Here is a 21,720-nt window from a genome sequence, read left to right on the forward strand (position 1 = left end):
TTGCCGCGGCGGAGCGCCGGAGTGGTGACCGAGCAATGCACCCGGCCACCATTCCGACCTCGCATCCGTCAGACCGGCAGCAGGTTGTGGCCGGTCTCGGTCGGGTTCTGGCCGGCGCCGAACCGCTCGGCCCGTTCGCGCAGGGTGGCGGTGGCCTCGTCCCGGCCGAGCATGAGGCAGTACTCGCCGGCCCGGATGCCGCGCAGCACATCGTCGGCGAGCTCCTCGAGCGGCTGGACCGGGATCTCCTTGCCGACCTTCGCCGCCGACTCGACGAGCGTCGCCACCGTCATCGCCGGCGTCGACCGCGGCTTCTCCCTGGCGAGCTCCGCCGGGCGGTTGCGATCGGAGGTCCACAGGCCGGTGTCGAGCAGACCCTTGCCGGACGGCAGGAACAGCGACACCGCGATCGGGTGGCCCTCCTCGGCGAGCTGCGCGCCGAGGCACTCGGTGAGGATCGACACGGCCGCCTTGCTCGCCGCGTACACCGACGCGCTCGGCATCGGCGCGACCGCGCCGTCGCCGGACGAGGTGTTCACGACGTGGCCGGGCTCCCCGGACGCGATCATGCGCGGGACGAACGAGCGGATGCCGTTGGCGACGCCGTAGACGTTGACGCCGAAGGTCCAGCGCCAGTCGTTCGGCGTCGTCTCCCAGACCTTCGCCGACGGCGGCCCGACACCGGCGTTGTTCACCAGCACGTGGGTGCGCCCGTGGCGGCGGAACACCTCCTCGGCGAGGGCCTCGACCGAGTCCGCGTCCGACACGTCGGCGACGACACCGCTGAGCTCGGCGCCGGTCGCCCCGGCGAGGGCCGCGACGGTGGCGTCGAGCGCGTTCTTCTCGATGTCGGAGAGCACCAGGACGGCGCCGGCGCGGGCGAAGGCCTCGGCGAGCGCCCGGCCGATGYCCGCGGCCCCGCCGGTGATGACGACGACCTTGCCGGCGAAGTCGGTGATGTGGGCGGTCACGCGGCGGCTCCCTGGCCGTGGATGTCCTCGACCGTCAATCCGATCCGGTCGACCACCGGGGCGAGCTTCTCGAGGTCGAAGCCGTACAGCTCGGCGGCGTTCAGGCCGAGGATGCGGCGGGTGTCGGCCACCGGCACATCACTGAACCGGTCGCGCAGCCACTCCCTGGTGCGCGGCCAGGTGCCCTCCGGATGTGGGTAGTCGTGCCCCCACATCAGCCGTTCGACGCCTATCTCATGACGCCGCTCCACCTCGACGCGGCCCATGACCGACGACGCCATCCAGACGTTGCGGTTGTAGTAGTCCGACGGCTTCATCGTCATCCCGTCGCGGAACGTCTTCGGCCCGAACTTGCGGGTGGAGTGGTCGCCCTCCCACTTCGCGTCCATCCGGGTCAGGATGTCCGGCACCCACCAGGCACCGTTCTCCGCCAGCGCATAGCGCAGCTTTGGGTGGCGTTCGAAGACACCGCCGAGCAGCAGCGCCCACAACGGCCGCGCCGCCCACCAGTACGCCTCGGTGGCGTAGATCGACAGGAAGCCCGGCGCCCAGGTGTAGTCCGTCGGCCCGACCCCGGAATGGGTGTGCACGACCAGACCGGCCTCGGCGCACACCGACCACAGCGGGTCGTACACCGGGTCGTTGTACGCCGGGTAGCTCCCCCACTTCGTCGGGATCATGATGCCGCCGCGCAGACCATGCTCGGCCGCCCACTCGGCCTCGGCCACCGCCGCCGCGACGTCGTGCAGCGCCGGGACGATCGCGATGCCGAAGCGCCGCTCCGGGTCGTGCTGGCAGAACTCGGCCGCCCATCGGTTGTGCGCCTGGGCGCCGGCCATCACCAGCACCGGGTCGCTGTCCCCGGACGAGCCGAGCCCGGAGCCGAAGGGGGACGCCGAGACCCCACCGACGCCGGCGGCGTCCGCGTCCGGGAAGACCACCTCGGCCGCCACGCCCTCGGCGTCCATCTCCTTGGTGCGGATGGTCGCGTCCCAGGCGCCTTCCATGCCGCCGTGGTCACCGATCTCGGAGTTCCACTCGGCCAGGAACTTCTGGTGGTCGTCCTCGCTCACCAGCGCCGCGGCCGTGACGTCCGCGGCGAGCGCCTCGTCGAACGCCGGCCGGTACTGGGGATCGATGTACTCGCGGTACTGCTCGGGAGGCAGCCCGGCGTGCGTGTCCGTGGAGATGAGCAGGTATTTGTCGCTCATGACCCTTCTCCTGGTAACGGGTCGTACGTGCTTCGGATGCCCGGGCTCGCCGAACGTGCCGACGGAACCGCCGACGGAGCCGGCGTTGCCGGACGGTGGGACGTCACGCCGACGCCCGGGTCAGTGGTCGTAGCGGGCGTGCGCGAACGGCTCGAACGCGACCGGGTCGACCGGGCCGACGACGCTGGCGCGGTTCACCGAGGACCGGGTGGTGTAGTGGATCGACACGGTCTCGAGCACCGGCAGGTCGACGACCGGGGCGGTGGGCTCGTCGCGCAGCACGAGCTTGCCCTCCACCTTCTCGACGGTCGCCGGGGTGCGGGTCTGGTCGAGGCGGACGAGCAGCGGGTCGCCGTCGAAGCCGGAACCGGAGACGGCGGGCATGAACTTGTACCACCACTGGGTGGCCGGATACGGCTCCGGCACCGGCAGGCTCTCGGTGACGTCGCCGATGATCTCGACGAAGGTCACGCCGCCCCGGGTGATCCGCCCCTCGACGTGGTCACCGTCCCGGGTGAGCTCGAGGTCGGCGAGCTTCTTCGGCTCGCCGTGCTTCTCCCGGCTGATCGAGATCGCCGACTCCAGGTCGATCGGGATCAGCAGCGGGTACTCGCCGGTCACCCCGTCGTAGACGGCGTCGACGGCGATGTAGCCGACGAGCTCCTTGTAGTGGTACTCGCCGAAGTGCAGGTCGATGTCGGTGACCCGGACGTGCACCCGGGGCTGCGCCGGCGGGGTCAGCGGCGGCGGCAGCAGCGCGGCGAGCACCGCGGGGTCGGTCAGGTAGACGACCTCGAGCGACGGGATCGGCGGCAGGCCCGCCCCGATGCTCGCCTCGGCCTCGGACTTCTTCTCGACGGTGCGAACCCAACGGTTCCCCATCAGGACCCTCCTCGTTGACGTACCGGACGTGGGAAGACGCGGACCAGCCGGCCGCGGTGGACGGCGGCCGGGCTGGTCGATCGGCGCGCCGGGACGGGCGCGGTGCCGGGTGCCGTCAGCGGCGGCGGGGGTCGCCCTCGGGCCAGGAGTAGAACTGCTGGCACCAGYGGCGCTGCTCGGTCACGGCCTTCTCGGACGGCCGCAGCACCGGCGGGTCCTTGAAGATCTTGTTCTCCCAGATCGGCAGGTCCTGGCTGACGCCGGCGGTGAAGCTGAGCGACGCCTTCTCGGCGGCGTCGTCGCCGAGCGACCGGGGCGCCGTGAAGATCCACCGGACGTGCACGTTCTCCTCGTCGATCGGCGTGGTCGAGGAGACGAACGTGGTGTAGCCCTTCACCCGCAGCACGCCGAGGCCCAGCCCGAAGCCCTCCCGCACGAAGTTCCCGTTCATGCCGACCGTGCGCTTGTAATGCCCGTCGGTCTGGAACTCCTCCTCCGGGATCGACGGCGTGCCGTGCACGTACAGGAAGTGCGGAGTGTCGACGTTGTTCTCCGCCATCTCCTGGCAGCAGGTCGCGACCTCGAAGTCCTTGACCACGATCGGCAGCCAGTCGGCGTCGTGGAACTCGGCGACCTCGGGCACCTCGTACGTCGGCTCCGCCCGCTCCAGGTGGTGCCAGGCCCAGATCATGTGGTTGCGCTCGACCACCGGGTAGGAGCGCGCGGTGGCCGTCTTCGGGATGTACGGGTTGTCGTCGTACGGCACCTCGACGCAGGCACCGCTCGCGCCGTCGAACCGCCAGCCGTGGAACGGGCACTGCAGGCTGCCGTCGACGACCTTCCCGCCGACGCCGAGGTTCGCGCCCAGGTGCGGGCAGTAGGCGTCGAACAGGTAAGGAGTCCCGTCGTTGCCCCGGAAGAGCACCAGGTCCTTGCCGAAGTAGAACAGCGTCTTCGTGCGGCCGGGCTCGATCTCGTCGGCCCKGGCGACGATGAACCAGCCGTTCGGGACCGGGAACGGGAAACGCGGCGCCCGCTCCCGGCGGACCCGGGTACGCAGGGACAGGTCATAGAGGGTGTCCGGCCGCTGCGGCATCGGCAGGCCGACCAGGTCGTCGGCGGCCGTCGCGGCGACCGCCGACGTCCCGTAGACACCGGTCAGGCCGGACCGGCTGGCCCTGGTCTCGCCGGAGATCGTCATGTGCTGCCTCCCAGAGAGGTGCGCGCGGGGAGAGACGGAGCAAGATCGGATAAGGTATCCGGTCCTGGCTGGCGGCGGGCTGTGGCGAGCCATCCACTGAACCGCCATTCAACATGATGAACGTGCAGTTCACAACACTGGTTTCTCGGAGCGGCGACCCTGCGGGAGGCCCGCCTCAGCCGACGAGGCGTCCACCGGGAGCGGCCCGGTCCGGCGCTGACCCGCCGCCGACGAGTGCGCGCTGGCCACCGAGCACTCGTCGGCCACTGCCCCGGTCACCGCTTCGATCACGGCCCCAGTCACGGAACGAAAGGTTCTGACGTGTGCGGGCTCGCGCGGGCGGCGACCCTGGAGTAAAGGAGGGATGAGGTGTCGCACGACGGTGATCTCACGGCGGGCCGCCGCCCGCCCGCCGCGTCCGGACACCGCCGCCCCGCCGACCCGGCCCCGGGTCCGACCGAGGCGGAGGCGGCGAGCGCGCAGGTGGCGCCCAAGGCCGGGACGGTGAGCGAGCGGGCGTACTGGCGGCTGGCCGGTGGGACCGCGCTGCTGGTGCTGGCGGCGCTCGTGCCGCTGGACTTCCTGACCGGCCGGCAGCTGGTGGTCTTCCAGGGGGTGACCCTGGTCGCCGCCAGCACGTTCGCGGTCGCCCTGGCCGTCTTCTCCATCGTGCGCAGCCGAGGCGTCGAGCGCCGTTGGCGGCTGCTGCTGAGCGCTGGCCTGCTCACTACCCTGATCGGGGCGTTGTACTGGAGCATCGGCTGGGCGGTCGCCGGCCGCACCTCGCTCCGGCTGCGCGCCGAGGACGCGGTCTACCTCGTGGCCCCCCTGCTGGGCCTGGTGGGGCTGCTGAGCATCCCGACCGGGCCCGCCGACAGGTCAGCCGGACAGCGCGCGCCCCCATCCGATGACGACGGGCGCCGGGTCGCCGCGGTGGTGGTCGCGCTGGACAGTCTGATGATCGTGGTGTCGATGTTCCTGATCGCCTGGGTCGCGGTGCTGAAACACGTCACCGAAAGCGGCCTGCGCGGCTGGCCGTTCGTGGTGGCGCTCGCCTACCCGCTCAGCGAGGTGGCGCTGGTCGTGGTCGCCCTCCTGCTGCTGACGTTCCGACGGCCCCGCAACGGCCGGGCGATGTGGCTGATCACCGCCGGCCTGCTGTTCTTCTCCATCTCGGAGTCGGCGTTGGTGTACCTGACGGCGCGGGGGCCGTTCCACGTGGAGGACACGGCGCTGTACTGGGTCGGCACCGTCATCGGGCCGCCGGTGCTCGCGCTGGGGATGGTGATCCCGCCGGGACCCGCCAGCACGCGACAGACCGGCTTCGGCCGGGTTGGCAGGGAGGACCTGTCCCTGTGGGCTCATGCCTACCTGCCGTACCTGCCGCTGGGCGTCGCCTCGCTGCTCGTCGTCGTGCCCGCCGTGCGGGGGGAGGCGCTGCAGGGCCTCACCCTGCAGCTCTCGATCGCCCTCGCCACACTGGTCGCGATCCGGCAGCTGATCACGGTGGCGCAGAACACCCGGCTGATGGCCAGCCTGCGGGCGACCCAGCGCGGACTGCGCTACCAGGCGCTGCACGACCCGCTGACGGGCCTCGCCAACCGCGCCCTGTTCACGTCCGAGGTCGACCAGGCCGTCGCCGCGCACCAGGCCGACGGCCGGCCGCTCGTGGTGCTGTTCTGCGACCTCGACGACTTCAAGACGGTCAACGACACCCTGGGGCACAACGCCGGCGACGAGCTGCTGCGCGCGGTCGCCGGCCGGCTGCGCGGCGCCGTCCGCCAGGAGGACCTCACCGCCCGCCTCGGTGGCGACGAGTTCGCCGTCCTGATGCGGGACCCGTCCGACGATCCGCGCGCGACCGGCGACGGTACCGCCTGGCGCATCCGGGAGGCGATGCGCCCGGGGTTCGAGGTGCACGGGCGGCGGCGCGACGTCCAGGCCAGCGTCGGTGTCGCCGTGGCCGACGGCGGATCCCCGGTCGCCAGCACCGAGGAGCTGCTCCACCGCGCCGACCAGGCGATGTACGCCGCCAAGAACCGCCGCCGTCGCCGCACTCGCCGGACCGTCCGCGAGCCACGCCGATCCGCTCGCCGCTGAGGCCTGTCCGCTGGGGACTATCGACCGAACTTGGCGATGGCGTCCGGGGTGACCGGGGTGAAGAGGTTCACCAGGTTGCCGTCGGGGTCGCGGAACAGCAGCGCGCGGTTGCCCCACGGCATCGTCGTCGGCTCGTTGACGAAGTCGGTCGTGATGCCCTTGATGCGCTCGTACTCGGCACCGACGTCGTCAACGATGAACTCGGTGATCACCGTGCGGTTGGCGGCGGCCTGGGCGCAGCCCGGTCCGAACAGTGGCACGGTGCGCGAGCTGGCGATCGCCAGCGTGAACGACGACACGGTCAGCTCGGCGAAGACGTCGGCCGACCAGGTCGCCGTGGTCTCGGTGACCTGCTCGTAGAACGCGACGAGTCGAGGGACGTCGTCGGTGATGATCCGAATCGAGACGAACCGCATGATGATCTCCTTCGTCGTCGGGTCAGTTGTGAGACTCGACAGCGACGCTAGGAGCGATACCGGACAGATTCCGCCCGGTATTGGGGAGAATCCTCGGCATGGCCCGTCCGACCGCGCGCGTGCTCGCCCTGCTCGAGACCCTCCAGTCCGGAGGAACGCACACCGTCGCGGAGCTGGCGGCCCGGCTCGAGGTGGACGAGCGCACCGTGCGCCGCTACGTCGGCCATCTCCTCGACCTCGATGTCCCGGTGCGTTCCGTGCGCGGCCGACACGGCGGCTACCGACTGGCCCCCGGATACCGCATGCCGCCGTTGATGCTCACCGACTCCGAGGCGCTCGCCGTCCTGCTCGGCCTGGTCGCCGGCCAGCGTGCCGGCCTGGTGACCACTGCCGACGCGACGGCCGACGGCGCCGCGGCGATCGATGGGGCGGAGGCGATCGATGGGGCCGAGGCGATCAACAGCACGGCGGCGATCGACAGCGCCGCCGGCAAGCTGCGCCGCGTGCTCCCGGAGGCGCTGGGCCGCCGGCTGGCCGCGCTGCTGGAGACCGTCGAGTTCACGGCACCCGCCCGCCCGGCGGTCACCACGACCGAGACGGGTGTCCTCCTGCTGCTGGCCGAGGCCGCGCGCGAACGCCAGCCGGTCTCGATCAGCTACACGGCCTCCGACGGTCGGCACAGCGCGCGCACGGTGTATCCATACGGGATCGTCGCCCATTCCGGCCGCTGGTACGTGACGGGAGGCGACTCCGAGAGCGGACAGGTACGCACCTTCCGGTTGGACCGGATCAGCCTGCCGCGGGCGCTGCCCGGGTCGTTCGACGTCCCTGCCGGGTTCGATCCGGCCGGCCAGGTCCTGGCCGGGATCGCCCGGGCGCCGTGGCGACATGAGGTCTCGCTGCGCGTCCAGGGGACGGCGGACCGCGTGCGTGCGCGGCTCCCGACCGGCATCGCGGTGGTTGGGCCGACCGGCGGGGACGAACCGGCCGACGGGTGGGTCAGAGTTCGGATCCGGGCCGAGCGGCTGGACTGGCTCCCCGAGATGATCGCCAGCCTGGGCCGGCCTTTCGTCATCGAGCGACCAGACGAGCTGCGCCAGCTGATGCGCTCGTACGGCCAGCGGCTCGCGGCCTGCGCCGCCGTCACCACCGACGCCGACGCGCGGACGGCCTGGACGACCGAACAACGGACAGAGTGACAACGGGACGTCGGGTCCGGTCCCGGGCCGGAGGCGGACCTCGCGAGCCTGGAGGGGATCAGGCGGGCTTACGCCAGGTCACCGCATAGCGAAACAGCGGAAGTCGCCGCCAGCGCATCCCGGGAAGAACGGTCGAGGCGATCTTGCGTACCTGGGCGTAGGTGTGGGGGTAGTCCAGCTGAACCGGCGCCGTGTGGCGCCAGAGCCCACGAGTGCGCCTGTACACCTGGGTCTGGACGACGCCGACGCCATCCACGGCGAGATCGACGACGTTCCCGCTCCGCGCGCACCCGACCACGATCAACGCCCCTCCCGGGGCCGTAAGGGCGGCCAGCCTCTGCAGGCCGGCGCCCAGGTCCGGCAGATGGTGAACGGTCGCGATCGAGCCGACGACGTCGAAGTGGTTCTCGGGCAGCGCGCAACTCATCACGTCCGCCACCACCCAGTCGACGTCCGCGCCAGACCGGCGCGCGCGCTCGACCACCGCGGCGTCCCGATCGATGCCCGTCACGTTCGGAACGAGCTCCCGAAGGTCAGCCGCCAGCAGGCCATCACCGGTGCCGACGTCAAGCGCCGTCTTCGCAGCTGGCGCCACCTCGGCCAGGACCAGCCGGTGGTAGTGCGTGTTGTGGTTCCAGTGGCGACGCGGACCAGTAGGCACGTGCGCCACTCTGCCACCCACCGCCAGCCGCCTTTGCAACACCTGACGCGCTCACCCGTCATCCTGTCGAAAGGTGCCGCGTCCCATTCGGCCGGTGATCCGGGAGCCGCGGCCAAGCCGCCGCGGAGGCGCCCGTGTCCACAGATGCTCTCTTGCCCACAGACGCTCTTTCGCCTGTGCCCTTACCCAACCGGGTCTCCCGGCTGCTCGGCGTGCGGATCCCCATCGTCCAGGCACCGATGACCTACATCGCTGGAGCGAGGCTCGCCGCAGCGGTGTCGAACGCCGGGGCGCTGGGGATCATCGAGACCACCTCACCGCAGGGCCGTGAGGATCTGAAGAGGGTCCGTGACCTCACCGACCAGCCGGTCGGCGCCAACGTCGCGCTCGCGATGCGCAAGGATCCCAGCGTCATCGATCTCCTGGTGGAGGCCGGTATCAGCGCGGTGTTCACCTCGGCCGGCGACCCGACTGCGCTGACCGACCGCCTGCACGACGCGGGATTGACGGTGTTCCATGTCGTCGGGAGCCTGCGCAACGCTCTCAAGGCCGCCGATGCCGGGGTGGACGGCCTCGTCGTCGAGGGTGTYGAGGGCGGTGGGTTCAAGAGCGCCAAGGCCGCGTCGACGCTCGTGCTGCTGCCGCTGGTCGCGTCCCAGGTAGCTCTTCCGATCATCTCGGCCGGCGGAATCTGCGACGGGCCGTCGATGGCCGCCGCTATCGTGCTCGGGGCCGAGGGCGTGCAGATGGGCACCCGGATGCTGGCGTCCCGGGAGTCGCCGCTGCACGACAACGTCAAGAACGCGGTGCTGGGGGCGGACGAGACCGGCACCGTCATGATCTCGGTCCCCGGCCTGCCGACCATGCGGGTGCTGCGGACGGCGGCGGCGGAACGGGTACTGGCCTCCGGTCGCCCGGAGGTGGGCCTGGACGGCATTCCTGCGCTCTACTTCGGCGGTGACCTCACGGCCAGCCTCGCCAACACCGGCCAGGTCGCCGGCCGCATCGAACGCGTCGAACCGGTGGCGGACATCGTCCACGAGACGTGGACCGGCTGCCGCCGCGTCCTCGCAGCGGCCAGCTCGCGCGCCAACGGTTGGCAGTGAATGGTGGCCGCGGCTGACAGCGATGGCTGACACTGGGGGTGTGCCAGCGCCCGTCGAGGTCCGCCGCGCCACGGCGGCCGACGCGGTCGCGATGGCCGGACTCGCGGATCGGGCATACCGGCCGTACGTAGCCCGGATGGATGGGCGACGCCCGGGGCCGCTGGACACGGACTACGCCGCCACCATCGACCACGCCGAGGTCTGGGTCGTCGACGGGACAGCGTACCGGCTGCGTGCCTTCCTGGTGCTGGTCCCCGGACCGGACGGTCTGTTGCTCGAGAACGTCGCCGTCGACCCGGCGGCCCAGGGCCAGGGGCTGGGTGGCGCGCTGCTCGACCTCGCGGAGGAACGGGCTCGGGCGCACGCCCACACGTCGATCTGGCTCTACACCCACGTCTCCATGGTGGAGAACCAACGGATCTACGCCGCCCGCGGCTACGTGGAAACCCACCGCGCCACCGAGAACGGCCTCGAGCGGATCTTCTACCGCAAGACCGTCGGCTGAGTCAGCAGAGCGCTCGACGCCCGACGGCTGTCGCGCGATAGGCGGGTCCCTGACGCGACCCGCCTATCGCGGCTGCTCAGACTCGGTAGAGCTTGGCGGCGTTCCCGCCCATGATCTTCTGCTGGGTCTCCGGGCGCAGAGTGGCGATCTTCTCGCTGACCATGCCGACGGGGTCCGGATGCAGGGACGTCGGGTGCGGGAAGTCGGTCTCGAACATGATGTTGTCCTCGCCGACCTGGTCGACGAGGTGCTGCAGATCCCCGCGGCCGGTCTCGAACCAGAACGTGGCGTACCAGTTGCTCTGGAAATACTCCGACGGACGCTTCTTGAGCTTCTTCGCCCACTTGGGCGCGTTCTCCTCCAACTCGTAGTCCATCGCCTCGAGCATGAACGGCACCCAGCCGATGCCGCTCTCGACGGAGACCATCTTCAGGTTGGGGTTGCGGTCGAACATCCCGGAGTAGCAGCTGTTGAGCAKCAGCTGCGAGTTGTTCTGGAACAGGGACGCGCCGCCGATCGCCGGCTTGACGTAGTCGTCCTGGCTGGGCCAGTACGTCGTGCCGAAGTAGGACAGCGACGTCTGGCTCGCGCCGATGTGGAAGTGCACCGGCAGGTTCAGCCCGGCACAGACGTCCCAGAGCGCGTCCCAGGCCGGGTCGCCGAGGTCGGGCGAGCCCGAGTCCTGCGGGTGGGCGGTCATGTTGATTCCACGGGCGCCCATCGCCGCGCAGCGCTCCGCCTCGCGGACGCAGCCCTGGAGGTCCCAGGCCGGCATGATCGGCATCGGCAGCAGCCGGTTGCCGGACTCCGCCTGGATCTCCTGCATCGCGTCGTTGTACATCTCGACGCAGAGCCGCAGGAGGTCCGTGTCCTGGACCGAGTTCCGCAGGTTCTGGCCGCCGAGCCCGATCGCGTTCGGGTAGAGGATCTGCGTGTCGATGCCCAGCTGGTCCATCAGCCGCAGGCGTTCGGCCGGGTCCCACGCCGCCGGGTGCACGTCGCCGATCCCCCAGGAACCGCCCTGGGAGTCGCGGAACGGGTGCTTCTTCCCGTCGTGGTCGATGGTGCCGCCCGAGCCGGCCTTGCCGAACGTCTTGCCCTCGATGACCCACATGTCGACGCCGTCGATCCGCTCGACGTGCGGCACCCGGTCCTCGTACCCCTTCGGGGCCCGCTCGGTAAACAGATCGTGCCGCTCGGTCATGTGAGCGTCCGCGTCGATCACCCGCAGACCTTCAGCCAACTTGACCACTCTGGCCTCCTTGCGCCGTTCGACCACACCGGTCCCGATGCCGAGCTGAGCGTACGCTCACTTCCGAGGGTCCGCAATCTCCAATTTTTTATTTTTGATTGACGGGCGACGATCGGGGCGGCCACGATGGCGACGTGGTGGCCCACCCGGTGTTGCGGCGGACGAAGACGAGCGCGGCGGTGGTCGAGTACATCCAGCACGAGATCTTCGACGGCCGGCTGCGCTGCGGCGACCGCGTGGACGTCGAGCGCATCAGTTCGGCGCTCGACGTGAGCCCCACCCCGGTCCGCGAGGCCCTGGTGCTGCTCGAACGGGATGGCCTGGTCTCGACCCGGGTGCACCGCGCGACCTTCGTGCAGCACTTCGACGCCCGCACGCTGCGGGCGGACTTCCACGTTCTCGGCCTGCTGGGTGGCGTCGCGGCCGCGCGCGTCGCGAAGGGCCGCGACCCGCAGGTCGCGGCCCAGCTGAGCGGCCTCCTGCGGGAGCTCTCCAGAAGCGGCCCGGCAGGCGCCCGGCGCGACGACCTCGCCGCCGAGATAGTCCGGGTCCAGCACCGCGCGGGCGCCACGCCGCGTCTGCTGGCCGAGCTGCGCGGGCTGGGCGGTTTCCTGGAGTGGGCGGCCCGCCAGAGCGACCGGCGAAGCCATGACGACATCGTCGAGGCGCACACCCGGGTCATCGACGCGATCGTCGCCGGCGACCCGCGGCGGGCGTCGCGGGCCCGGGTCGCCGATGCGCGAGCCGCCGCGGAAGAGGTGATCGGCGAGTTGATCCGCCGCGGTGTGCTGCGCGACGACGGCAGCAACGCCGCGGTGGCACCAGAGGCCAGCTCGGTAGACCCGGCCCGCCGCCAGGTAAGTGGCATCGCCGCCGGATAACCGCCGGACACGACTACCGGCCTGGTTTTCCACCACCGTTCTGCGGCGGAAAACCAGGCCGGTCACTTCTTCCGGTCTATTTTTTGCCACCGCAGGCTTCGCCTGCGTCCGGTCTGCCTACCACCGGGATCTCACACGCAGACCCAGACGGAGCGCGCGGGAACCCAGTGTCGTTGCCCGTTCACCCAGTCCCAGTGGCCGCTTTCATGACGCCAGTAACAGTGGGCCGCGGCGTTGGTGACATGGCTGGGTGTCAGCGCGGCCTCGGCCGGAGCCGCGGACAGCACCGATCCCAGCACGGCGGCGACAATCAGCAGAGGATATTTTCGGCCGTTTCGGTACGCCATGTCCGCTCCCCCCGGCGCACTGCGCCGTCTCATCGAGGAAGTTCCGGCTGAATTACCGTTCCGAGATACCCGTGGTTACTGAGAGTTAACCGTTCCTGTGACGTTGGGTAGTACAAGCCGGCGCCCGTGGTGCGAGCGCCGGGCATGGACATGAGACTGCGAACATGAGCGGCACTGCGCGGTTGACCGCCTCCGGATCGTCCGCCGGCGCAGGCGGGCGCGTGGACGCCGCGCCCGGCGTCTCGACGACCGGCCCGGCGGTCGGCGTTCTGGCCGGGCGAACGGTCGTGGTCACCGGCGCGAGCTCGGGCATCGGAGCGGCCGCGGCGCGGCGTCTCGCCGAGCTGGGCGCCAGCGTCGTCGTGCTGGGGCRCTCCCCGGTGAGGACCCGAGCGGTCGCCGAGAGCAGCGGCGCCGTCCCGCTGCTCGCGGACTTCGCCCGGCTGGACGAGGTTCGGCGGGTGGCCGACCAGATCCTGGAGCTGTGCCCGCGCATCGACGTGCTGGCGAACAATGCCGGGGCGATGTATCCGGAACGGCTGGTCACCGTGGATGGCCATGAGATGACCTTCCAGGTCAACTATCTCGCCGGGTACCTGCTCACCTTGCTGCTCATGCCGCGGCTGACCGCGACGCCAGGCTCCCGGGTGATCATGACCAGTAGCATCATAAACCGGATCGGGCATATCGACCTCGACGATCTGGACCATTCCCGCCGTCCCTACCGGGAGTTCCAGGCCTATGCCGACAGCAAGCTGGCGGATATTTTGTTCGTTCGCGAGCTCGCCCGCCGGGCCGCGGACCGGGCCATCGCGAGCCTGGGCACCGACGGACCGACGGCGACCGCCTTCCACCCCGGCGACGTCGCCACCAGCATCGTCCGCTACACCCGGCCACTGGCCCGGCTCAACGGCCGCTGGTGGAACCGGTTCGTCACGCTTACTCCCGACCAGGGGGCGCAGCCGCTGGTCGCGCTCGCCGTCCGCGCGGACCCACGCGCCGTCAATGGCGCCTACCTGCATCGTTTCCGGCGGCACGAGCGGCTGTTGACGTCCCGTCAGTCACGCGACCCGGATCTCGCCCGCCGCCTCTGGGACCGCAGCGCCGCCCTCGTCGACCTGCCCGGGTAACGGCCGGAGCGGCCGCCAGGGAATGCCGGCGGCCRCCGGCCGCGGGCTTGCCCGCGGTCGGCGGCCGCTGAGCGCGTCGACGAAAGCTCCTGGAGCGTGGACGTGCTACCGCTTGTTGAGCAGGCCCGCGTCGACGGGGACGACCGTGCCGGTCACGTAGCGCGCGTCATCGGACACCAGCCATGCGATGGCGTTGGAGATGTCCAGCGGTTCCACCATGTCGACGGGCATCGCGTTGGTCAGCGCGCTCGCGAGCGCCGGCGACCTCTCCAGGATGGCGGCCAGGTTCCCATCGCCGGCCATGGGCGTGCGCACCGCCGTCGGGGCGACGCTGTTCACCCGGATGCTGTACTGCGCCAGGTAGTTGGCCCACGACCGCATCAGCCCGATGACGCCGTGCTTGGCGGCGGTGTAGCCCAGGAATCCCGCCACGGGAATGCCCACGCCGATCAGCCCGCCCGTGGAGCTGGTCAGCACGATCGACCCGCCCTGGTTCCGCTTGACCATCGGCGGGATCGCGACGCGACCGGTGTTCCAGACACCCGTGAGGTTGACGGCGACGACGTCATCCCACTCCGCCTCCTCCGACGCGCTTCCGCCGCCCGCGCCGATGCCGGCGTTCGCCACCACGATGTCGACCGCCCCCAGCTCGGCCACGCCCTCGTCGTAGGCCTTCCGCAGCGAGGCCACATCACGCACGTCGGCCTGCCGGGCGACGATGCGCCGGCCGAGCGCCTCGACCTCCTTCACCGTCTGGGCGAGCTCTTCCGCCGTGCCCATCGGGTATGTCACCGTGGCGATCTGGGCGCAGATGTCCACCGCGATGATGTCGGCGCCCTCCTGCGCCAGCCGAATCGCGTGGCTGCGGCCCTGGCCGCGCGCGGCACCGGTGATGAACGCGACCTTGCCGTCCAGTTTTCCCATTACCCATCCTTAGCTCATGGTGCGGAGATCAGGGCCGGGCATACCGCGATGACAAGCGGGCGCCCACGCTAGCCGACGGTGATCGGCAACGTTTCCCAACCGCGCATCGTCGACGTCGACGACAGCGCGACGTTTTTCCAGTCGACATCCCACGTCGGGAAGCGCTTCACGAACTCCTCGAGCGCGATCCTGGCCTCGAGCCGGGCGAGTGAGGCTCCGAGGCAGTAGTGGGTGCCGAACCCGAAGGTGCGCTGGTTGTTGACCTTGCGGTGGATGTCGAACCGGCCGGGCTCCGGCCAGCAYTCCTCGTCCCGGTTCGCCGAGGCGAGGAGCAGCATCATGGCGCTGCCGGCGGGCACCGTCCGGCCATGCAGCTCGACGTCGGCCGTGACGTACCGGGCGACGGCGTGGCCGGTCGGCTCGAACCGCAGGGTCTCCTCGACGGTGTTCGGGACGAGCCCGGGATCGTCCACCAGCTCGGCGCGCTGGTCGGGGTGACGGTCGAGCAGCGCGGCCAGCCAGCCGATCAGCCGGGCCGTGGTCTCGTTGCCCGCGCCGGCCAGGACGGTGACGTAGGTCAGGATCTCCGCGCGGGTGAGCGTGCGGGTCGTGCCGGCCGTGTCGACGAACTCGGCGCGCAGCAGCTCGGTCATCAGGTCGTCCGACGGGTGCTGGGCGCGCCAGTCGATGTAGTCGGCGAACAGGTCGGTGTCCATGAGCGCCTTCTCGGACACCTTCATCTGCTGCCCCGGCTCGGTGCGCAGCTTCGCGTCCGCCCGCTCGCGGACCGCCGTYTGGTCCGACTCCGGGATGCCGAGCAGCATCCCGATCACCCGCATCGGCACCTCGTTCGCGAACTCTGTCATCACGTCGAAGCCGTCGGCTCCGGCCAGCCRGTCGAGACAGCGCGTGCAGAAGTCCCGGATCTCCGCCTCGAGCGAGGCGACCCGCCGTGGCGTGAACACCCGCGCGAGCAGGCCGCGGTGGATGTCGTGGGCCGGCGGGTCCTCCATCAGCAATGTGCCTGGCGGAATGCGGATGTTCGCCTTGATGACTTCCAGGATCGGTCCCCGGGCCGACGAGAACGTCTTCCAGTCGATCAGCCCGCGATTGATGTCCTCGTAGCGGCTGAGGGCGTAGAAGTCGTGCTTGTCGTTGTAGTAAAGGGGTGCCTCCGCGCGCAGCCGTTGGTAGACGGGATAGGGGTCGACGGCGATTTCACGGTCGAAGGGATCCCAGTAGACCGCGCCATCACGACTCACCTGGCGAGCCCCCTTTTCGACGACTGCGAGACCGCGGCTCGCGCGCCCGATCGGACACGCGGAAGTATTAACAGCCGTTCTAGCTGGGCGATCGCCCAATGTCAACAGATGCCGCCCGCCGGGCCGCCGCTCGCCGCCCCGCGGACCCACCGATCCCGACACCTTGAGCGACCATATGACTACCATCCGTGCCGCGGCACGTCGCGGCACGTCGCGGCTCGTCGCGACGAAGGCGCGCCTCCGAGCCTTCGCCGGATGCGCGCGGCACCATCACGGGCCGAGGTCCCGAGTAGGGTCATACCGGCGACGAAAATAATCCTCCGCACCCTTTTCGTATTTCTGATGCACAGCTGAGCGAATTTTCTGATGCGAGGCGGCTGAACAGGGTGATCGACATGGCGACGCGGATCACGGAATGAAGGTCGCGATGCTGGCGCCGGTGGCGTGGCGCACCCCGCCTCGGCACTACGGCCCGTGGGAGCAGATCGCCAGCCACCTCGCGGAGGGCCTGGTGGCCCGCGGCGTCGACGTCACGCTGTTCGCGACGCTGGATTCGCGCACGGCCGGGGAGCTGGACGGTGTGTGCCCGCACGGATACGCCGAGGACCCAGAGCTCGACGGCCGGGTGTGGGAGGCGTTGCACGTGGCCCACGCGCTGGCCCGCTCCGGCGAGTTCGATCTGGTGCACAACCATCTTGACTGGCTGCCGCTGGCGTTCGCGGCGCATTTCCGGGCGCCGATGGTCACGACGGTCCACGGATTCTCCGACCCGCGGATCGTCCCCGCCTATGCCCGGGCGGCCTCCACCTACGTCTCCATTTCCGACGCCGATCGCAGCCCGGAACTGGACTATGCCGCGACGGTGTATCACGGCGTCGATCTGGCCGCCCTTCCGTTCTCGGCCGCCGGCGGGGAGGAACTGGTCGTCCTCGGCCGGATTCATCCCGACAAGGGCACCGCGGCGGCCATCGAGATCGCCCGCCTGGCGGGCCGGCGGCTGGTGATCTGCGGGATCGTTCAGGACGAGCGCTACTTCGCCGAACAGGTGCGGCCCCACGTCGACGGGGACGCCGTGAGCTACCTCGGGCCGGTCGGGCCGTCCAGGCGAGCGGAGGTGCTCGGTTCCGCCGCCGCACTGCTGCATCCGATCGCGTTCGACGAACCGTTCGGCCTGGCGGTCGTCGAGGCGATGGTGTGCGGCACGCCGGTCGTCGCCTACCGCCGTGGGGCCATGCGGGAGGTCGTGGACGAGGGRGTGACCGGGTTCCTGGTGGACGATCCGGCGGCGGCCGTGGCGGCGGTGGACCGCGCCACGAATCTCGACCGCGCCGCGTGCCGGGCAACGGCGAGCCGGCGGTTCTCGATGGCTCGCATGGTCACCGACTATCTCGCCCTCTACGAACGCATCCTGCGCTGACCTGCCCGACGGTTCAGCCCCGTCAGCTCCGTCAGGCGCGTCAGGCCCGGTCGGCCGGCCGGGCGGTCGCCCGGGTCATCCGCGCGAGCAGGGCGTCGACCGGCACGCTCGCCACCCCGACCCGGGAGTCACCGATCCCGTAGGGGAGCCAGAGCCGCCCGTCATGGACCAGGCCGCCGCAGGAGTACACGACGTTGGGGACATAGCCATCGGTCTCGGTCCGGCCCGGGGTGAGCAGCGGCTCGGGCAGCGTCGCGACCAGGGTGGACGGGTCCTCCAGGTCGAGCAGGATCGCTCCCACGGTGTACGTGCGCATCGGCCCGACGCCATGGGTGAGGACGAGCCAGCCCGCCGACGTCTCGATGGGTGAGCCGCAGTTGCCGACCTGAATGAGTTCGAACGGCGCCCTCGGCACATGCACCGGGCGGGACGGTTCCCAGACCAGCCCGTCGTCGGATGCCGTCAGACCGGTGGTCTCCCCGTCGGATCGGCAGAGCGCGAGGTGACGGCCGCCGACGAGCCGGGGGAACAGCGCCATCCCCTTGTTCCGGGCCGCCGGGCCGGCGAGCGGAGAGGACGTGAAGATCCGCAGGTCGGGGCTGGTGAGCAGTCGTGGCACGATGTGGGTGCCGTCATAGGCCGTGTATGTCGCTCGGTAGTCGACGGTTCCGTTCGGCGCGGTGAAACGGACGAACCGCGCGTCTTCCATCCCCTTGCTCTCGCTGGCGACAGTGGGCCACAGGACCCGCTGCGTCAGGGCGCTGTCCCGCGGGAACTCGACTCCTCGCAGCGATCCGGCGATGGACCGGATCCCGGCCAGGATGCCGGCGGCCTGCGGACGGCGCAGCAGTTCCGCGGGCATGCTGGTGAAGGCCTTTTCGAGCCCGTCTCCGGCCAGACTCCTGTCGGTGGCGTCGAGGACATCGAGGACAGAGCGCGTGACCTCGTCGCCGAGGCCATGCTCGGCGAGCAGGGAGCGCAGCCGGCCGCGCTCCCACGCGACCGGTACGACCATGCCGGTGGTGAGCGGGCCGGTGCGTGACTCCAGCCGCACCGTCGGGCCTGGGCCGAGCACGCCGACCGCGAAGGCGATCGAGGACACGTGCCCTTCGCCGACGGCGCGCAGGCTGAGCACCAGGCGCAGTGCGCCGGGTGGCAGCCCCGACTGGTCGGGGTGCGCGACCGCCGACGGATTGGTGACGGCCGCGCCTTCCACCGCGTACTCGGCGGTGAAGCTCGCGCCGAGCAGCAGCGTGCGCGCCGGCGAGAGCTCGGCCGGCGCCGCGACGCGGGGAGCCACGATCGCCGCGTGCCGCGCCAGGGTGCCGCGGTAGTCCCGGTGCCGGGGCTCGAACCGGTCGAGCAGGGCGGCGACGAGGCCGTCAACCTCGTCCTCGGCCAGAGCGAGCACCCGGTCCACGATGCCCGCGGCCCGGGAGTGCCCCTCGCCGCCCTCCTCGCCGGGGAGGAAGAGCTTCGCGATGACCCTGCCGGGATCCGCGGCCAGCGTGAGCGGAAGCCGGGTGACCAGGTCCGACTCAAGGGTCACGGTGTACTCGGCGCCAGCAGCCGGCGGGCGTGCTGCTCCGTGGACAGCAGGGCGAGCGCGGACTCCGCCCCCTGGTTGGCGTTGCACCCCCCGGGTTCGAGGCCGTCGTGGCAACCACCGGTCGTGGCGTCGACCAGCGGCGTGCCGGCGTCGTTCTCGCCGAGGAACCAGCCGTGCGCCTGCCCGAGGCCGGTGAGCCACCGGTTCTGACTGGTCGCCGCGTAGGCCCGCGCGCAGGCGTCCGCGATGGCCGCCGCCTCGATGGGCTGCTGGTCGAAGCCAGGCCTGGGATCGCCCCGAGGGCGCCGGCCACCGACGGGGGTCGGCGACAGCGTTCCGTCCCTGGTCTCCACGTGGAGCAGCCAGGCCAGCAACCGCAGGCCGTCCGCGCGTGCCGTCCGGTCTGACAGGCACATGCCCGCGAGGATCAGCGCCTCCGGCACCGCCGCGTTGGCGTAGCGCAGGGTGGGCTCCGGCCAGGGCCATCCGGGACTGTCGTCGATCGGGCCGATCGCGGCGACGGCGTCGGCGAGCAGAGTACGAGCCGGCTCGTCGTCCGGGTGGGCCAGCAGCAGCTCGCCCGCTCCGAGCGCGGCGAAGGTCATGGCCCGCAGCCAGGGGGAACGGCGGGCGGCACTGACCTGGAACCCGGCCCGGGCCCGCGCCCGCAGCCGCCGGGTGGGCGCCAGCGCCGCCGCGGTGCCCAGCCCCCACAGGGCCCGGCCCCAGCAGTCGCCGAGTTCGGGGTCGTCCCGCCAGCGGCCTTCGGTGTCGCGCCGGTTGACGACCCTTCCGTCCGGCGCCTGCGCCGCCAGCACGAAGTCGAGATAGAGCTCCAGCAGCCGAATGAGTTCCAGGGGTGGCGACGGCTCGCGAGACAGCACGACCAGCCCGCGCGCGACGTCATCCACGCAGTACCCGTACTCCCGGCGCGGCACCGAGCCAAGAGCGTGCTCGAACAGGCCGATGTCGTCGCTGAGCCGGAAAAGATGAGCGAACGAGATCGCCGGCGTCACCGGGCCACCGTCGCCGTCGCCGTCATCGACATGGGCGTGGGCGCTGGCGCGAGCGCCCGCTGGGGCGTGGGCACGGGTGCGACACCCGGCCTGCTCCCGGTGCGGGCGGCCAGCCCGGTGGCGAGCCGGCGGTAGCGCCGCGCCACCGCGGGCCACAGCAGCTCGGGTGCGTGGGTGGCGGCGGCGCTCGTCAGCCCGCGGGCGACGCCGTCATCGGTGAGGATGCCGCGCACCGCCGCCGCGATCTCCGCCGGGTCACCGTGTGGCACGAGCAGGCCGGTGCCGTCGCCGAGCAGCTCGACCGCGTGCGGGAAGCGGGTGGCCACGACTGGCCGCAGCGCCGCGACCGCCTCGATGAGGATGCCGGAGGTCACCTGGTCGACGGAGTCATAGGGCAGCAGGACCACGTCGGCGCCGCTGACGAGGTCGGCGAGCGATTCACTGTCGAGGTAGCGGGGGTCGAAGGCGACGGAGTCGGCCACGCCGAGCCGGCTGGCCAGCGCGGCCAGCCCTTCCCGGTACGCCTCGCCGTCCCGGGCGAGGACCTTGGGATGGGTCTGGCCCGCGACGAGGTAGCGCGGGGCCGGGTCGAGGTCGGCCAGCTGGGCCATCGCCGCGATGCCCCACTCGATGCCCTTGCCTGGCCCGAGCAGGCCCCAGGTGAGGATGGTCGGCCGGGCGGACCGCGCCGGCGTGGCGCGGCGGTTGTCGGCCGCGCCGTGCGGGATCACCGTGACCCGGTACGGGTGGACGTGGTACCCGTCGAGCAGCCGGTCCCGCGCGGTCTCGGTCATCACGACGACGGCGTCCGCGGACGCGACCAGTGCCTCCATGACCTCGCGCTGGTGCTGGGACGGGCTCACGAGCACGGTGTGCAGGACGACCACCACCGGCACCTCGAGATTGTCGAGAACCTCGATCACCTCGTCGCCGTCCGGCCCTCCGTAGACCCCGTACTCGTGCTGGACGACCGCGACGTCGAAACCGTTCAGGAGCCGCGCCGCGCGGCGCGGGCCACCCGCGGTTCCGGCCACCAGGTCCCCCACGACGGCCGCTGGTCGCCGGCCGGGCCCCGCCGGCGCCTCGAGCAGTCGCACCACCCCACTGGTGGCGCCCGGCGCCGCGCTGGCCAGTTCGCCGAGAAGGGCCGCCGTGAAGGTGGCGAGCCCGCACTGCGTCGGGAAATAGGTGCTCAGAAAGCCGTAACGGAGGGGCACGAAGGCCCGCCTTCCGGTAGTTGCCGACACCGAGTCGGCCGGCGGTCACGCGAGCGCTGCGCTCCGTGGATGCACGATGTGAGGCTCACGCCCGCGGCGAGAGGTGCCGGCACCGGCGGGGGCCAGCAACGAAAAGATGGCCATCTGGCCCAGACACTCGTCGCGCCAGAGGTTGGCACTCGATCCTATTGAGTGCTAACTCATTTGTAGCCCTCTCAAACCCCAAAAGCAAACGGAGACAGCCCCGGGTCTCGCCGTGTCATTTGGCGCACCAGATCGCCACTTCCGGTGGCACCCGGAGCTGGTCGCCCCGGTGTCGTCCTGGCACCCACAGGCGCGCCATCCGATGCCACGACCACCGTCGCCATTTGCGTCCGCAAACGTGAGATTGCATACTATTACTTTCCGTCATTGTATGAGCGCAAATTGGGAATTCTCCTTCCGCGCAGGGCTGTACCGGTCGCCGGACGCCG

20 protein-coding genes are annotated in these 21,720 nt (G+C 71.0%); 7 read left to right on the top strand and 13 right to left on the bottom strand.

Annotated elements, in window-relative coordinates:
* Positions 1-68 precede the first annotated feature (68 nt).
* The 4 genes from BCD49_RS30680 to BCD49_RS30695 all read right to left on the bottom strand — a co-directional run bounded on the left by BCD49_RS30680 (position 69) and on the right by BCD49_RS30695 (position 4,265).
* A complete protein-coding gene (locus BCD49_RS30680) occupies positions 69-971 on the bottom strand; it encodes an SDR family NAD(P)-dependent oxidoreductase (protein ID WP_083401793.1) in 903 nt (300 codons plus the stop codon).
* Positions 968-2,182 (bottom strand): amidohydrolase family protein, encoded by a 1,215-nt coding sequence (locus tag BCD49_RS30685; protein WP_007512103.1) that lies wholly within the window; start codon positions 2,180-2,182, stop codon positions 968-970. Before BCD49_RS30685 ends, BCD49_RS30680 begins: the two co-directional genes overlap by 4 nt.
* 120 nt (positions 2,183-2,302) lie before the next feature.
* Positions 2,303-3,064, bottom strand: a complete 762-nt coding sequence (locus BCD49_RS30690; protein WP_007512105.1) for an acetoacetate decarboxylase family protein — start codon at positions 3,062-3,064, stop codon at positions 2,303-2,305.
* A 115-nt stretch (positions 3,065-3,179) separates the two neighbouring features.
* Positions 3,180-4,265: a Rieske 2Fe-2S domain-containing protein gene (locus BCD49_RS30695; protein WP_071042200.1), complete on the bottom strand. Its 1,086-nt coding sequence runs from the start codon at positions 4,263-4,265 to the stop codon at positions 3,180-3,182.
* Between the two features lie 369 nt (positions 4,266-4,634).
* Between BCD49_RS30695 and BCD49_RS30700 the strand changes: the two genes are divergently transcribed.
* A complete protein-coding gene (locus tag BCD49_RS30700; RefSeq protein WP_007512109.1) occupies positions 4,635-6,365 on the top strand; it encodes a GGDEF domain-containing protein in 1,731 nt (576 codons plus the stop codon).
* Between the two features lie 17 nt (positions 6,366-6,382).
* On the opposite strand, the gene BCD49_RS30705 is transcribed toward BCD49_RS30700, so the two are convergent.
* On the bottom strand, positions 6,383-6,781 hold the full coding sequence (locus tag BCD49_RS30705; protein ID WP_007512111.1) for a VOC family protein: 399 nt from the start codon (positions 6,779-6,781) through the stop codon (positions 6,383-6,385).
* A gap of 98 nt (positions 6,782-6,879) precedes the next feature.
* Here BCD49_RS30705 and BCD49_RS30710 point away from each other — a divergent pair, with 98 nt between their 5' ends.
* The gene (locus tag BCD49_RS30710) at positions 6,880-7,980 is read left to right on the top strand and encodes a helix-turn-helix transcriptional regulator (RefSeq protein ID WP_007512114.1); all 1,101 of its coding nucleotides are present in this window, start codon (positions 6,880-6,882) and stop codon (positions 7,978-7,980) included.
* A 58-nt stretch (positions 7,981-8,038) separates the two neighbouring features.
* On the opposite strand, the gene BCD49_RS30715 is transcribed toward BCD49_RS30710, so the two are convergent.
* The gene (locus tag BCD49_RS30715; protein ID WP_027140772.1) at positions 8,039-8,641 is read right to left on the bottom strand and encodes a class I SAM-dependent methyltransferase; all 603 of its coding nucleotides are present in this window, start codon (positions 8,639-8,641) and stop codon (positions 8,039-8,041) included.
* Positions 8,642-8,793: 152 nt separating this feature from the next.
* Here BCD49_RS30715 and BCD49_RS30720 point away from each other — a divergent pair, with 152 nt between their 5' ends.
* On the top strand, positions 8,794-9,747 hold the full coding sequence (locus BCD49_RS30720; protein WP_035924975.1) for an NAD(P)H-dependent flavin oxidoreductase: 954 nt from the start codon (positions 8,794-8,796) through the stop codon (positions 9,745-9,747).
* Positions 9,748-9,769: 22 nt separating this feature from the next.
* Positions 9,770-10,252, top strand: a complete 483-nt coding sequence (locus BCD49_RS30725) for a GNAT family N-acetyltransferase (RefSeq protein ID WP_007512120.1) — start codon at positions 9,770-9,772, stop codon at positions 10,250-10,252.
* 76 nt (positions 10,253-10,328) lie between these two features.
* Here the strand turns inward: BCD49_RS30725 and BCD49_RS30730 are convergent, their stop codons facing one another.
* A complete protein-coding gene (locus BCD49_RS30730) occupies positions 10,329-11,504 on the bottom strand; it encodes an amidohydrolase family protein (protein WP_071042201.1) in 1,176 nt (391 codons plus the stop codon).
* 134 nt (positions 11,505-11,638) lie between these two features.
* Here BCD49_RS30730 and BCD49_RS30735 point away from each other — a divergent pair, with 134 nt between their 5' ends.
* Entirely contained in the window at positions 11,639-12,385 is a 747-nt protein-coding gene (locus BCD49_RS30735) for a GntR family transcriptional regulator (protein WP_051466317.1), read from the top strand.
* Positions 12,386-12,516: 131 nt separating this feature from the next.
* Here the strand turns inward: BCD49_RS30735 and BCD49_RS44615 are convergent, their stop codons facing one another.
* Entirely contained in the window at positions 12,517-12,732 is a 216-nt protein-coding gene (locus BCD49_RS44615; RefSeq protein WP_007512126.1) for a hypothetical protein, read from the bottom strand.
* A 164-nt stretch (positions 12,733-12,896) separates the two neighbouring features.
* On the opposite strand from BCD49_RS44615, the gene BCD49_RS30740 reads away from it, so the two are divergent.
* Complete coding sequence (locus BCD49_RS30740) at positions 12,897-13,862, top strand: SDR family NAD(P)-dependent oxidoreductase (protein WP_241832430.1); 966 nt, start codon at positions 12,897-12,899, stop codon at positions 13,860-13,862.
* 105 nt (positions 13,863-13,967) lie between these two features.
* Here the strand turns inward: BCD49_RS30740 and BCD49_RS30745 are convergent, their stop codons facing one another.
* On the bottom strand, positions 13,968-14,786 hold the full coding sequence (locus tag BCD49_RS30745; protein ID WP_007512130.1) for a mycofactocin-coupled SDR family oxidoreductase: 819 nt from the start codon (positions 14,784-14,786) through the stop codon (positions 13,968-13,970).
* Positions 14,787-14,854: 68 nt separating this feature from the next.
* The gene (locus BCD49_RS30750; RefSeq protein ID WP_071042202.1) at positions 14,855-16,048 is read right to left on the bottom strand and encodes a cytochrome P450; all 1,194 of its coding nucleotides are present in this window, start codon (positions 16,046-16,048) and stop codon (positions 14,855-14,857) included.
* A 415-nt stretch (positions 16,049-16,463) separates the two neighbouring features.
* Between BCD49_RS30750 and BCD49_RS30755 the strand changes: the two genes are divergently transcribed.
* On the top strand, positions 16,464-17,465 hold the full coding sequence (locus tag BCD49_RS30755) for a glycosyltransferase family 4 protein (protein ID WP_007512134.1): 1,002 nt from the start codon (positions 16,464-16,466) through the stop codon (positions 17,463-17,465).
* Positions 17,466-17,505: 40 nt separating this feature from the next.
* Here the strand turns inward: BCD49_RS30755 and BCD49_RS30760 are convergent, their stop codons facing one another.
* From BCD49_RS30760 to BCD49_RS30770, 3 genes are read right to left on the bottom strand one after another with little or no spacing between them, the layout of a single operon-like run.
* Positions 17,506-19,014: a glycoside hydrolase family 130 protein gene (locus BCD49_RS30760; RefSeq protein ID WP_007512136.1), complete on the bottom strand. Its 1,509-nt coding sequence runs from the start codon at positions 19,012-19,014 to the stop codon at positions 17,506-17,508.
* Positions 19,011-20,030 (bottom strand): hypothetical protein, encoded by a 1,020-nt coding sequence (locus BCD49_RS30765; protein ID WP_007512138.1) that lies wholly within the window; start codon positions 20,028-20,030, stop codon positions 19,011-19,013. Before BCD49_RS30765 ends, BCD49_RS30760 begins: the two co-directional genes overlap by 4 nt.
* A complete protein-coding gene (locus BCD49_RS30770; RefSeq protein WP_007512139.1) occupies positions 20,027-21,247 on the bottom strand; it encodes a glycosyltransferase in 1,221 nt (406 codons plus the stop codon). Before BCD49_RS30770 ends, BCD49_RS30765 begins: the two co-directional genes overlap by 4 nt.
* Between the last annotated feature and the right edge of the window lie 473 nt (positions 21,248-21,720).

Source organism: Pseudofrankia sp. EUN1h, assembly GCF_001854645.1.
GTDB lineage: Bacteria > Actinomycetota > Actinomycetes > Frankiales > Frankiaceae > Pseudofrankia > Pseudofrankia saprophytica.